The following is a 12,578-nucleotide window of genomic DNA, read 5'->3' on the forward strand; positions in this document are numbered from 1 at the left end:
GCGTCCGGGTCAGGGTGCCGCGGTCTCGGCCGCCGCCTCCTCCGCGAAGTGGCACGCGGTCAGCCTGCCCGCCACCTCGCGCAGCGGGGGCGTCTCGGTCCGGCAGCGGTCCCGCGCGAGGTGGCACCTCGGGTTGAACCGGCAGCCGGCCGGCGGGTCGATCGGCGACGGTGGCTCACCCCGCAGTACCCGGCGGCGTGCCAGCGCGCCGCGCGCCGCCCGGCTCGATGACGGCACCGCCGACAGCAACGCCTGCGTGTACGGGTTGGCCGGCGACTCGTAGATCCGTGACGTGTCCCCGATCTCGGCGATCCGTCCCAGGTACATCACCGCGACGCGGTCGGCCAGGTGCCGGACGACCGACAGGTCGTGTGCGATGAACACGATCGCGACGTCGAGCCGTGCGCGCAGGTCGGCCAGGAGGTTGATCACCTGTGCCTGCACGGAGACGTCGAGCGCGGACACCGGCTCGTCGGCGATCAGCACCGACGGGTCCAGCGCCAGGGCCCTGGCGATGCCGATCCGCTGCCGCTGTCCGCCGGAGAACTGGTGGGGGTACCTGTTCATCAGCTCCGGTGCCAGCCCGACCAGGTCCAGCAGCGCCGCGACCTTCGCACGCCGGGTCGACCGCGTGCCGGACCCGTTGGCGGCCAACGGTTCGGCCACGATGTCGAGCACGGTCATCCTCGGGTCGAGCGAGGCGTACGGGTCCTGGAAGATCATCTGCACCCCGCCGCGCAGCCGGGCCCGGCGGCCGGCGGTGACATCGGTGCCGTCGTAGTGGAGCGTGCCGCCGTCGGGGTGCTCGAGTCCGACGAGCATTCTGGCGAGGGTGGACTTGCCGCACCCGGACTCGCCGACCACGCCAAGCACCTCGCCCCGGCGCAGCGACAGGCTGACGCCGTCGACCGCCGACACGTGTCCGCGCCGCAGCAGCGAGCCGACCGGGTAGCGCCGGACGAGGGAGTCGGCGACCAACACGTCATCAGACACCGAGCATCATCTCCGACTGGTGGCAGGCCACTGTGCGGCCGGCCAGCGGCACCAGTTCCGGCCGGACCGAGGAACACGCGTCCACGACGCGGTGACACCGAGGGTGGAACGGGCACCCCGGCGGCACCCGCGCGGGGTTGGGTGGCGAGCCGGGGATGGTGAACAGATCGGCGCCGTGGTGTTCCAGCCGCGGCACCGACCGCAGCAGCGCCTCGGTGTACGGGTGGGACGGTCGCGAGAGGACGGTGTCGGCGTCGCCGGCCTCGACCACCCGGCCCGCGTACATCACCGCCAGCCGGTCGGCGACCTCGCTGACCACCGCGAGGTCATGGGTGATCAGCAGCACACCCATGTCGAGCTTGGCGCGCAACGAGCCGAGCAGGTCGAGGATCTGTGCCTGCACGGTCACGTCGAGTGCCGTCGTCGGCTCGTCGGCGATCAGCAGCTCCGGCTCCAGCGCGATCGCCATCGCGATCAGGATGCGCTGGCGCATGCCGCCGGAGAACTGGTGCGGGTAGTCGCCGATCCGCTTGGCCGCGGCGGGGATGCCGACCAGGTCGAGCAGCTCGACCGCCCTGGCGGCGGCCACTTTCCTGGACGCTCCACTGTGCACTCGGAACAGCTCGCCGAGCTGGTCGCCGATCGTGAGCACCGGGTTGAGCGCGGACAGCGCGTCCTGTAGCACCAGGCTCATCCGGGTGCCGCGATGCTCGCGCAGTTGCCGGGGTGTCGCCAGGCGCAGGTCGGTGCCCGCGACGGTGATCTCGTCGGCCGCGACCGTCGCACCGGGACCGGCCAGGCCCATGATGGCGCGCGCGGTCACCGACTTGCCGGAGCCGGACTCGCCGAGCAGCGCGACCAGCTGTCCACGAGGGACATCGAGGTCGACGTGCCGGACCGCCTCGACCTGGCCACCGTCCAACTGGAACGAAACAGACAGGCCGCGGACCCGCAGTGCGTCGGGAGGACTGTTCACCTGGCCATCCTCACATGCCGCGTGTTGCCGATAAGTTTCATCTTGTGTCCTGTCGCGCCTCATCTGAACACATGCATTGACAACTATGCCGGATAGTGATGACACTCTGCGGCATTCCACATGACACAGTCAACTGCTGCCGCACACCACGCGGAGACAGGAGCGCAGCGTGCTGGAGCCCGCTTCCCGCTACACCGGCTACACGGCCTACGAGTACCTGGAGTCCGGTAAGGACTACCGGGAGTTCACCTACGCCAAGCAGGTCGGCCGGGTGCCCGCCTACGCCGGCCTCGGACTCTCCGCCGAGCAGGAGGAGCGGACCAGGCGGCTGCTGGCCGACGAGACGGTGATCTCACTGCACGAGCACGTGCAGGTGTTCCCCGACGACATGGCCGACCTGCGGGAACACATCCGCAACGGGCGGGAGCCGACGGGCTACCAGGGACTGTCCCGCTCCGGGCTCACCGCCGTGTTCGACAACGGCATGGACGGCACCTGCTGCATCAGCTCCGACGCGGGCTGGAAGTACCAGGACGTGCTGTTCGACCTTGGCGTGCGCATGGCCGACCTGGCCCACCAGGACTTCGTGATCAAGGCGGAGTCGGTCAAGGACATCGAGCACGCGGCCGAGACCGGCCGGATCGCGCACATCTTCGCACTCGAGGCGGCGACCCCGATCGAGAACGAGATCGACCGGCTCGACGTGCTCTACGGCTTCGGCGTGCGGCAGATGGGCATCGCCTACTCCGAGGCGAACCTGCTTGGCAGCGGGCTGAAGGAACGCGGCGACGGCGGCCTCACCTATCTCGGCGACCGCGCCGTCGAACGGATGAACAAGCTCGGCATCGCCATCGACATCTCACACTCCGGCGACCGCACCGGCCTCGACGTGATCAGGAAGTCGAAGACCCCGGTGTTCATCACCCACGCCGGCTCGCGGACCGTCTGGCCGACCAACCGGATGAAGGACGACGAGACGATCAGGGCCTGCGCCGAGCGCGGCGGGGTGATCGGCATCGAGGCGGCACCGCACACCACGCTGTCGCCCGACCACCTCCGACACTCGATCGAGTCCGTGATGGACCACTTCACCTACTGCGTCGAGCTGGTCGGCATCGACCACGTGAGCTTCGGGCCGGACACCCTGTTCGGCGACCACGTCGGGCTGCACGACACGTTCGCCGCGAACCTGTCGCTCGGGCAGGCACACGGCGGGGTCGAGTTCCCGAAGGTCGAGTACGTCGACGGGCTGGAGAACCCGGCGGAGGGCTTCTTCAACATCATCGGCTGGCTCGTCAAGCACGACTACAGCGACGACGACATCCGCAAGGTCATCGGGGGCAACACGCTACGAGTCCTCAAGGAGGTCTGGGTTTGACCGCACGTCCCAGGCTGACCGCGGCCATCGCCGCGGCGGTCAGTATCGCCACGTTCGCCGCGTGTGCGCCCAGCGCTCCCCCCGAAGACGGTGCGGGCGGCGCGGCGGTCACCGACGCCACGCTGACCATCGCGACCACGACCGACGTGGTCAACTACAACCCGTTCGTCGGCAACAGCCGCAGCGACTACTGGATCACCAACCTGATGTACCCGCACCTGCTCACGATCGGCGCGGACGGCGAGAAGGCGCCCGAGCTGGCGGAGAAGTGGGGCTACGTCGACGACACCACCGGCTTCTACGAGATCCGCGCCGGCATGAAGTGGTCCGACGGCACGCCGCTGACCGCGAAGGACGTGGCGTTCTCGCTCAACGCGGTGAAGCGGGACAAGCCGGCCGGCACGCTGTACGGCCAGCTCACCAACTTCGAGTCCGCGACCGCGGTGTCCGACACCCGGGTCGAGCTGACCCTGTCCGCGCCGGACTCGACGGTCGTCCCGGAGGTCGGGTTCTGGGGCAACGTGGTGCCACAGCACGTGTTCGAGCCGGCCGGCTCGGTCGCGACCTTCGCCAACGACGGCTCGAACGGCGGCTGGGTGTCGGCCGGCCCGTACGTGCTCACCGACGTCCAACGTGGACAGAGCTACACGATGGAGCGGGTCGAGAACTACCCGCTCGTCGACGGCGGCCGGCCGAAGGCGGCCAAGATCGTCTACCGGGTGTACCCGGACGTGAACACCGAGATCCTGAGCCTCAAGAACGGCGACGTGGACGTCATCGCGAACACGCTGCCGCCAGCTCAGGTCAAGGGCCTGCAGGACACCCAGGGCATCACGGTCGAGGAGGTCCCCGGCCTCGGCTACGCGCACATGACCTACAACATGACCAAGCCCGACCTGGCGAAGAAGGAGGTCCGCCAGGCACTCGCGTACGCGGTGGACTACGACGCGATCCGCGAGGTCGTGCTGGCCGGCCAGGCCGTGTCGACCGGCTCCAGCCCGATCACGCCGGTGCTCAAGGACTTCTACGACGACTCGATCACGGAGTACGCCCACGACCCGGAGGAGGCCAAGCGGCTGCTGAGCGACGCCGGTTATCCCACCGACGGCTCGTTGACCTTCCGGCTGATCTACTCGCTGCAGGACCCGGTGACCACCCAGTGGGCCACGCTGGTCAAGGACGGTGCGGCCAAGGCGGGCGTCACGATCGAGCTGCAGGGCCTGGAGCGCAACACCTACCTGTCCAAGACCGACGCCGGTGACTTCGACATCTACGCCGGCAACTTCGCGATCATGGACGACCCGGCGACGAACATGGCGCTGACCTACCTGCCGGACGGTGCGATCAATTACTCCTATGTGGACGATCCGGAGCTCTCGGCGCTGATCGAGCGGGCGCGCGTCACGTTCGACCGGGACGAGCAGAAGCCGATCGTGCGGCAGGCGGCGAAGCTGGTGCGGGACAACGTGTACGACAGCGTCATGTACATGCAGAACCTGTTCGTCGCGCACCGCGACGAGTGGAGCGGGTTCGTCGTCAAGCCGAGCGAGCTGCTGTCCATCGTCAACCCGATCTCGGTCGCCTCGGCGACCAAGTCCGCGTCGCAGTGAGCTGAGGGTCGCCCGGATGTCGCTGTTCTTGTTCGTGCTGAAGAGGTTGGGCCGTGGCCTGCTCACCATCTGGTTCGCGGTGACGGTCACGTTCCTGCTGCTCCGGCTGCTGCCGGGGGATCCGGTGCTGGCCGTGGCGAGCCCGAACATGACCCGCGAGACCCGGGCGGCCCTGCTCACCGACTACGGGCTGGAGCAGTCGCTGCCCGTGCAGTACGTGAAGTACCTGTGGCAGCTGCTGCAGGGCAACCTCGGGATCTCCTTCCACCAGAACACGACCGTCGCGAACGTCCTGATCGAACGGTTGCCGTGGACACTGCTGCTGGCCGGGGCCTCGTTGCTGGTGACCGTCGTGGTCGGCATCCCGCTTGGGGTGCTCGCCGCGTCCCGGCGCGGCGGGCTGTGGGACCGGCTCGTGCAGATGATCGCCGTGGCCGGGCAGTCGTTGTTCGTGCCAAGCCTCGGGATCCTGCTGTTGTACGTGTTCGGGCTGCAGCTCAACTGGTTCCCGATCGGCGGCGCCTACACCGACGGCACCTACGGCGGCCAGTGGTACCTGTCAGTCATCTCCCATCTCGCGCTGCCGTGCCTGTCGCTCGTGTTCGCCCAACTGGGCGCGTACGTGCTCACCATGCGGTCTTCGCTGATCGACGCGCTCGGCGAGGACTACGTGGTACTGGCCAACGCCAACGGGCTACCGGCAAGACGGGTGTTGTGGAAACACGCCCTGCGCAACGCGCTGCTGCCGACGACCACGCTCGTCGGCCTGCAGCTCGGGTTCGTGGTCGGCGGCGCGGTGCTGATCGAGACCGTCTACGCCTACCCCGGCATCGGCCGTGGCATCTACGAAGCGGTGACCCAGCTGGACTTCCCGGTGCTGCAGGGCGCGTTCCTGCTGCTCGCGGTGACCGTGGTGGCCGTGAACATGGTCACCGACATCGCCTACGGCGTTCTGGACCCCCGAGTCAAGGCGGCCGCATGACGCTCACTGCCCAGGCCCCGAGGGCGGCGCGCGTGACGTGGCAACGGTTCCGGCGCGACCCGCTCGGCATCGCGGCGCTCGTCGTGCTGGTGCTGCTGGTGGTCGCCGCGGTCGCGGCGCCACTGCTGGCCGACTACCCGACCGGCTACGGCGAGGTGGTCCTCGCGCCGCCATCGGGGGCGCACTGGTTCGGCACCGACAGCCTCGGGCTCGACGTGTTCGCCGAGGTCGTGTGGGGCGCGCAGCAGAGCCTGCTGGTCGCGGCGGCCGCGTCGCTGATCGCGATCGTGTTCGGCACGCTGCTCGCGGTGGTTGGCGCCTACTTCCGCCGGATCGACTCGGTCATCAGCGTGATCGTCGACCTGACGCTGTCGCTGCCGATCCTGCCGCTGATGATCCTCGTCGCCGCGCTCGTCGGCCCGAGCACGATGACGATCATCCTGGTGATCGCGGCGTTCTCCTGGCCGGAGGTCACCAGAGTCGTGCGCTCGCAGGCACTCTCGGTGGTGCGACTGCCCTATGTGGACGCCGCGCGGCTGATGACCAGCTCCCCGGTGTGGATCATCCGGCGGCACGTGCTGCCCGCGGTGATGCCGCTGGTGCTGGTGTCGGTGGTGCTGACCTCGTCACGGGCGGTGCTGTCGGCCGCGGGGCTGGCGTTCCTCGGCCTCGGCGACCCGAACACGTGGTCGTGGGGCCGGATCCTCTACGAGGCCCAGCAGGCTGGCGCGATGTCCACCTCGTGGTGGCTGCCGCTGTTCCCCTCACTCGCGATCTTCCTGCTCGTACTGGCATCGACGCTGCTGTCCACCGCCTACAACGACGCGCGCAACCCACGAAGGAACACCGGATGACCGCACCCTCTTTCCCGCAACGGCTGGACCACGCGTTCTTCGTGCGGGTCCAGGACCGGGTGCGTGCCCTGGCCGCCGAGGCCGGACTCGACGCGGTCCTCACCGACGATCCCGAGGACGTCGCCTACCTGACCGGGTTCTTCCACCACCCCGGCGAGCGGCCGGTGGCGGTGTGGCTGCCGGTCGACGGCGGCGCCACGCTGCTGCTGCCCGAGCTGGAACGCGAGCACGCCGAGGCGCAGCACGCGGTCGCGGACCTGGTGGCCTACCCCGAGTACCCGGGGGTGGTGGCGCCGTTCGCGGTGCTCGCGGGCGCGGTCGGCGCCGGCCGGCGCACGGCCGGGCACACCACGTCGATGACCTACGCCCGGCTCACCGCAGCAGGCGCCGCGTTGTCCACTGTGGACCTGGTGCCAACGGACCTGGTGACAGTGGCCCGGTATGTCAAGGAACCCGCCGAGGTGGCGCTGCACCAGGAGGCCGCGCGCATCACCGACGTGATGCTGACCGAGGGCGTCGCCTTGGTCACCGCCGCGCTCGACGTCGGCGGTGAGCTGCCAAGCGAGGCCGAACTTGCCGCGCACGTCGGCCGGGTGGGCACCGGCGTCATGTACGCCGAACACCGCGACGTCGTCGTGGTGTCCTTCCTCGCGGGCGGTCTCGTGTACGCGGGCGCCAACTCGTCCTACCCACACGGCCTGCCCTCCGGCTACCGGCTGCGGCCGGGCGACACGTTCATGCTGTCGCTCGGGTGCGCGGTCGGCGGCCGGTTCGTCGAGGGGGAGCGGACCTTCGTACTCGGCGAACCGTCGCCGCGACAACGCGAGTACCACGAGACCATCCGCCTCGCCCAGGAAGTCGGCGGGCACGCGATCAGACCCGGCGCGGAGTGCCGGGCGGCCAACGAGGCGTGCCTGGCCGTGGTCCGCGAGGCCGGGCTCGGCCGCTACCTGCGACACCGGCAGGGACACGGCATCGGCCTCGGCATGCACGAGCCACCGTGGCTGGAGGCCGGCGACGCGACCGTGCTCGAGCCGGGAATGATCGTGTCCAACGAGCCGGGCATCTACGTTCCCGGCCACGCCGGGTACCGGATCTCGGACTCCATGCTCGTCACCGAGAACGGCTCCCGGCCCCTCACCGCCTACCCGCGCGGCCTCGATGACTGCCTCATCCCCGTCTGACCCCGAAGGAGTTCCCGTGTCCGAGGTATCGCCAGAGTTCGCCGCCGCCACCACCGAGGCGACCATGGTGGAGATCAACGGCAACCGGCTCGCCGTGGAGGTGCTCGGGCCGGTGGGCGCACCCGTGCTGATCGCCCACCACGGTGCCCCCGGCCTCGGGTCGCGGGCCGAGCCGCGTGCGAGCTTCGGCCGGCTCGCCGACACCTACCGGGTCGTGGTGTTCGACGCCCGTGGTTCCGGGCAGAGCGAGGGCAACGGCACGTTCAGCCACGAGCAGTGGGCCGCCGACATCGACGGTCTGCGGGAGTGGATCGGCGCCGAGCAGGTCATCATGGCCGGCGGCTCCTACGGCGGGTTCATGGCGATGGAGTACGCCACCCGCTATCCCGACCGGGTGCGCGCCATGGTGTTGCGCGATACCTCGCCGGACAACTCGCACGAGGACAGGGCACTGGCGAACGCGCTGGCCAACACCCGGGTGACGATCGACCGCGAGAAGCTGGACCGGATCTTCGCCGGCACCGTGCGCGACGACGAGGACCTGCGGGACTGCTGGCGGGAGATCCTGCCGCTGTACGACTTCGTGTACGACCCGGCGGCGGTGGCGCGCAAGGTCGAGGCCACCCCCTACCGGTTCGAGGCGCACAACTACGCGTTCCGGGTCAACATCCCGAACTACGACCTGAAGCCGGTGCTGCCAAGGGTCACCGCGCCGACACTGGTCACGGTGGGCCGCACGGACTGGATCACCCCGGTGGCGTGCAGCGAGCTGATCGCTAGTCTGATCCCCGGTTCCCGGCTGGTCGTCTTCGAGAAGTCGGGCCACTCGCCGCAGATCGAGGAGGCGCCGGCGTGGACGAAGGTGGTGCGCGAGTTCCTGGCGGAAGTCATCCCCGGCACATGAGGTCGCTCGACGACCTCGACCGCCAGATCGTCGTCGCGCTGCAGGGCGACGGCCGCGCCAGCTGGACCTCGATCGCCGCGATGTGCGAGACCTCGGTGCCGACGGTGGCCAGGCGCGTCCAGCAGCTGATGGCCGACAACCTGCTCAAGGTCGCGGTGCTGCCGAGCCTGGGCAGCACCGGGCCGGTGGAGACGTTCTTCACCCGCATCGGCTGCCGTCCCGGCACGCAGCTGGACGTGGCCGAGCAACTGGTCGCCCGCCCGGACGTGCGGTGGGCGTCGCTGATCACCGGCTCGTACGACATCGGCATCGAGCTGGTGGTCAACTCGGGGCCGACTCGGTATCCGAAGACTATGTTGGAGTTGCAGCAGATCGACGGGGTGCAGCGGTGGTACAGCGACCTGCTGCTGCACGTCTACAAGGTTGCCCACGACTGGTACAAGCAGTTGCTCGACGACCGGGACGCGTTGCCGCCCGAGGTGCCGCTGTGCTCGCCGGAGCATGTCGACAAGGTTGACTGGGCGATTCTTGATCAGTTGCGGGACGATGGCCGTGCGAGCTTCAAGACCATCGGGGCGGCGTTGGAGCTCAACGAGTCCACCGTGCGCCGTCGCTTTGAGCGGATGATCGGCGAGCGGTGTGCCGCCGTGTTCACCATTGTGCCCGCGCAGGCGCTGGGCCTGGAGGCGGAGACGCTGATGTGGGTCACCGTCGAGCCGTCGAGGTTGAACGAGGTCGCGGCGGCGTTGGTCCGGCATCCGTCGGTTCGTTACCTCGGCGCCACGCTGGACGGGAACTCGTTGCTGTGTGAGGTGATCTCCGAGTCGACCCGTGGTCTGTTCGAGTTCACCACCTCGACGCTCGCGAAGCTGGAAGGCGTGATCGGGTGGAACGCGTCGGTGGAACTGCTGTCGCTCAAGCGTGGTTTCGTGGAGACCCCGTGGTGGCGCGACCAGCTGGCCGAACACCACGCGGACACGGTGCTGCACCTCGGGCCGGGCACCGCCTGACGGTCGCCTGGCAGCGCTACTGGACCCGGGTCGACGGCCCGGTCAGCGCGTAGGCCGCCAGCCCGGCCACGCCGAGCACGGCCGCGGCGACCGTCGCCGCGCTCGTGCCGCCCGGCTGCACCGGCCAGGTCAGCAGCGGCGCCGGCGGCGTGCGCGACGCGAGGAGCGCGGACACGCCGACGACCGTCCAGGCCATCGGCGCGCACCACGCGAGCCCGCCGCCCAGCACTGTGGCCCCCAGCGCGGCGAGCCCGGTCAGGCCGATCGCGTTGCGCACCACCATGTCGGCCGGGACGACCCCCATGGCCGCCACGGCGCCGGCCGCCAGCACGCCCACCGCCACCACGTGCAGGGTCCGCGCCAGTCGCCAGTCCAGCGCCGCGGTCCGCTCCAGCGACGGGTCCGGGCCGGCGAGGGAGGTCGACATCGTCGCCACCACGACCGTGACCGCGGCCAGGGCGAGGACCGTCCGGGTTGGCTGCGCGTCGCTCCCGGCGGCGAGCAGCCCGAGCACGGCGACGGCCGCGAGTGCCGCGCCCGTGCTCGCGACCGCCCGCCGCGACCGCACGTACAGCGCGAGCCACCTCACCGTGACTCCGATGTGGACAGCTCGCCGCTGCCGTCGCAGGCGAGCGCGGCGTCCCGGTAGGCCGCCACCGTCGCGGTCTGCTCGTCGGCGGGCAGTGATCGCAGCTCCTGCCACACGGTCTGGACGTGCTCCCGCGCGGTGTCCCACATGTAGCTGGTGCCGGGCACCGGCGCGAGTTCGCCGGTGAACCAGGACGCGGTGACGATGCGCGCCGAGAACGAGTCGGTCGAGCCGCTCCAGCCCGGCGCGTTGCCGCACTCCGGGGTGCCCGCGCCGGCCAGCACGGCGAGCGTGACCTGCTCCGGGTCGGTGATCCGCCGGTTGACGAAGAACGGGACCACGTCCGCCGACGGCGACTCGTAGTTGTGCGGATCCGGGTACTCCACGACGGACGTCGGTGGCGAGGGCAGCTTTCGCATGAGTGCCAACGCTTCCCGCGCCGGCCCGGTGAGCGTCGGCAGATAGTCGGCGTGCACTCGGCGCACGCACACCCTCGGCCCGTTGTCGTCGCACACCAGCGCCATCGCGTCCTCGTCGGGCACCACCGCGCTGCCCGTCCCGGACAGCACGGGCACGGCGACGACCGCCGCCACCGCCACCGGCAGGACCGCGGCGACCCGCGTCCGCGCCCGCACGGACATCGCCAGCACGAAGCCGGTGACCCCGATCCCGGTGAACCACAGTGCCTGCACGAGGGTCACCGGCACGGCCACGGTGGTGAACGCGGTGACGTCCTGGTCCACGAACACCGGCGTCAGCAACTGCGGCCAGCCGAGCTGGACGACCGCGATCTGCGCCGCCAGCGCGGCGACCGCCAGCACCGGCGGGGTGATCAGCGACGGCAGGAGCGTGCCGATGCCGAAGCCCAGCAGCACCATGCCCACCAGCGCGAGCACCATCACCCCGGCCACCGGCAGCCACTTGAGGTGGAAGTAGGTCGCCATGCCCGCCACCTGCACGCCCCCGACGACGAGCAGCACGGCGTAGGCGGCGGTGAGCGTGCCGGCGAGTGCGCCCGCCGTTGGCCCCAGCCGCCGCCAGGTCGGTTTGGGGGTGGTCGCGAACAGCTCGGTCACCCGCGACCGGCGATCGCGGAGTCCTTGCCACGCGCCGACTCCGAGTACCAGCGGCCACAGGAACACGGCCAGATAACGGGTCCACTGGGCCAGGCCGATCCATTCGGTGTCCCACGGCGCGGTGCCGTGGATCCACGGGCCGGTCAGCGAGTAGACCAGGCCGAGGGAGCCGGCGAGGAAGCCGATCCCCAGCACGGGCGCGGCGGAGCGGCGCAGTTCGGTGCGCAGGATCATCGGTCGGCTCCCCTCGCGAGCAGCGCGGAGTAGCCGCGTTCCATCGGGCTGTCGCCCGCGTCGGCGTCCGTGCCCGCCGCCGCCAGCTCGGCCGCCGTTCCCTGGAACACCACCTGGCCCGCGTCGAGCAGCACCACGTCGGAGCACGCGGCGGCCACGTCCTCGACGAGGTGGGTGGACACCAGGACGCAGGTGTCGTCGGCGAACTCCCGCAGCAGCGTCCGGAACTGCATGCGCTGCGCGGGATCCAGCCCGGCGGTCGGCTCGTCCAGCAGCAGGATCGCCGGGTCGTTGACGATCGCCTGCGCGATGCCCGCGCGCCGGACCATGCCGCCGGACAACGTCTTCAGCTTGCTGTCGGCCCGGTCGGCCAGCCCGGTCCGCTCGATCGCCCGCTGCACCGCGCCGGGCACCTCCGCCTTCGGCATCTCCTTGAGCCAGGCCATGTACTCGACGAACTCGCGCACGGTGAACCGGCGGTAGTAGCCGAACTCCTGTGGCAGGTAACCGAGTCTGCGGCGCACCGACCGCTGGTCCGTGCCGCCGAGCAGGCGGAGCTCGCCGCCGGCCGGGCGCAGCACGGTCGCGAGCGCGCGGATCAGCGTGGTCTTGCCCGCGCCGTTGGGGCCGAGTAGCCCGTGGACGCCGGTGGTGAGCGACAGGTCGACGCCGTCGACCGCCATCCGCCGACCGGCGCGGACCCGTAGCCCGCGTGCCTGTATCTCGAACGGATAGGTCGTCGGTGCGACCTCCTCCGCACTGACCATGCGCGGCATGCCGATCTCCCC

General features: G+C 70.3%; 12 protein-coding genes. 7 read left to right on the top strand and 5 right to left on the bottom strand.

The features are described 5' to 3' along the window. Positions 1-9: 9 nt before the first annotated feature. Together ACYVIP_RS41850 and ACYVIP_RS41855 are read right to left on the bottom strand one after the other, a co-directional pair. Entirely contained in the window at positions 10-993 is a 984-nt protein-coding gene (locus tag ACYVIP_RS41850; protein ID WP_460406657.1) for an ABC transporter ATP-binding protein, read from the bottom strand. Beyond that, positions 986-1,969 carry an ABC transporter ATP-binding protein gene (locus ACYVIP_RS41855; protein ID WP_460406658.1) on the bottom strand — a complete coding sequence of 328 codons (984 nt, stop codon included), beginning with the start codon at positions 1,967-1,969 and terminating at the stop codon, positions 986-988. Before ACYVIP_RS41855 ends, ACYVIP_RS41850 begins: the two co-directional genes overlap by 8 nt. Before the next feature lie 169 nt (positions 1,970-2,138). Here ACYVIP_RS41855 and ACYVIP_RS41860 point away from each other — a divergent pair, with 169 nt between their 5' ends. Genes ACYVIP_RS41860 through ACYVIP_RS41890 form a run of 7 tightly spaced genes read left to right on the top strand, consistent with a single transcriptional unit; the run spans position 2,139 to position 9,891 of the window. Further along, positions 2,139-3,347 (top strand): dipeptidase, encoded by a 1,209-nt coding sequence (locus ACYVIP_RS41860; protein WP_460406659.1) that lies wholly within the window; start codon positions 2,139-2,141, stop codon positions 3,345-3,347. Further along, positions 3,344-4,957: an ABC transporter substrate-binding protein gene (locus ACYVIP_RS41865; protein ID WP_460406660.1), complete on the top strand. Its 1,614-nt coding sequence runs from the start codon at positions 3,344-3,346 to the stop codon at positions 4,955-4,957. The genes ACYVIP_RS41860 and ACYVIP_RS41865 overlap by 4 nt, the downstream gene beginning before the upstream one ends. Positions 4,958-4,973: 16 nt before the next feature. Then, complete coding sequence (locus ACYVIP_RS41870) at positions 4,974-5,939, top strand: ABC transporter permease (RefSeq protein WP_460406661.1); 966 nt, start codon at positions 4,974-4,976, stop codon at positions 5,937-5,939. After that, a complete protein-coding gene (locus ACYVIP_RS41875; RefSeq protein ID WP_460406662.1) occupies positions 5,936-6,793 on the top strand; it encodes an ABC transporter permease in 858 nt (285 codons plus the stop codon). Before ACYVIP_RS41870 ends, ACYVIP_RS41875 begins: the two co-directional genes overlap by 4 nt. Further along, positions 6,790-7,977: a M24 family metallopeptidase gene (locus tag ACYVIP_RS41880; protein WP_460406663.1), complete on the top strand. Its 1,188-nt coding sequence runs from the start codon at positions 6,790-6,792 to the stop codon at positions 7,975-7,977. The genes ACYVIP_RS41875 and ACYVIP_RS41880 overlap by 4 nt, the downstream gene beginning before the upstream one ends. 16 nt (positions 7,978-7,993) lie before the next feature. Next, positions 7,994-8,881 carry an alpha/beta fold hydrolase gene (locus ACYVIP_RS41885; RefSeq protein WP_460406664.1) on the top strand — a complete coding sequence of 296 codons (888 nt, stop codon included), beginning with the start codon at positions 7,994-7,996 and terminating at the stop codon, positions 8,879-8,881. Next, positions 8,878-9,891 (top strand): Lrp/AsnC family transcriptional regulator, encoded by a 1,014-nt coding sequence (locus ACYVIP_RS41890; RefSeq protein ID WP_460406665.1) that lies wholly within the window; start codon positions 8,878-8,880, stop codon positions 9,889-9,891. The genes ACYVIP_RS41885 and ACYVIP_RS41890 overlap by 4 nt, the downstream gene beginning before the upstream one ends. Positions 9,892-9,907: 16 nt before the next feature. On the opposite strand, the gene ACYVIP_RS41895 is transcribed toward ACYVIP_RS41890, so the two are convergent. From ACYVIP_RS41895 to ACYVIP_RS41905, 3 genes are read right to left on the bottom strand one after another with little or no spacing between them, the layout of a single operon-like run. Continuing rightward, positions 9,908-10,480, bottom strand: a complete 573-nt coding sequence (locus ACYVIP_RS41895; RefSeq protein ID WP_460406666.1) for a hypothetical protein — start codon at positions 10,478-10,480, stop codon at positions 9,908-9,910. Continuing rightward, positions 10,477-11,790 carry a hypothetical protein gene (locus ACYVIP_RS41900; protein WP_460406667.1) on the bottom strand — a complete coding sequence of 438 codons (1,314 nt, stop codon included), beginning with the start codon at positions 11,788-11,790 and terminating at the stop codon, positions 10,477-10,479. The genes ACYVIP_RS41895 and ACYVIP_RS41900 overlap by 4 nt, the downstream gene beginning before the upstream one ends. After that, complete coding sequence (locus ACYVIP_RS41905; RefSeq protein ID WP_460406668.1) at positions 11,787-12,566, bottom strand: ABC transporter ATP-binding protein; 780 nt, start codon at positions 12,564-12,566, stop codon at positions 11,787-11,789. The genes ACYVIP_RS41900 and ACYVIP_RS41905 overlap by 4 nt, the downstream gene beginning before the upstream one ends. Between the last annotated feature and the right edge of the window lie 12 nt (positions 12,567-12,578).

It is taken from the genome of Actinophytocola sediminis (genome assembly GCF_054779715.1).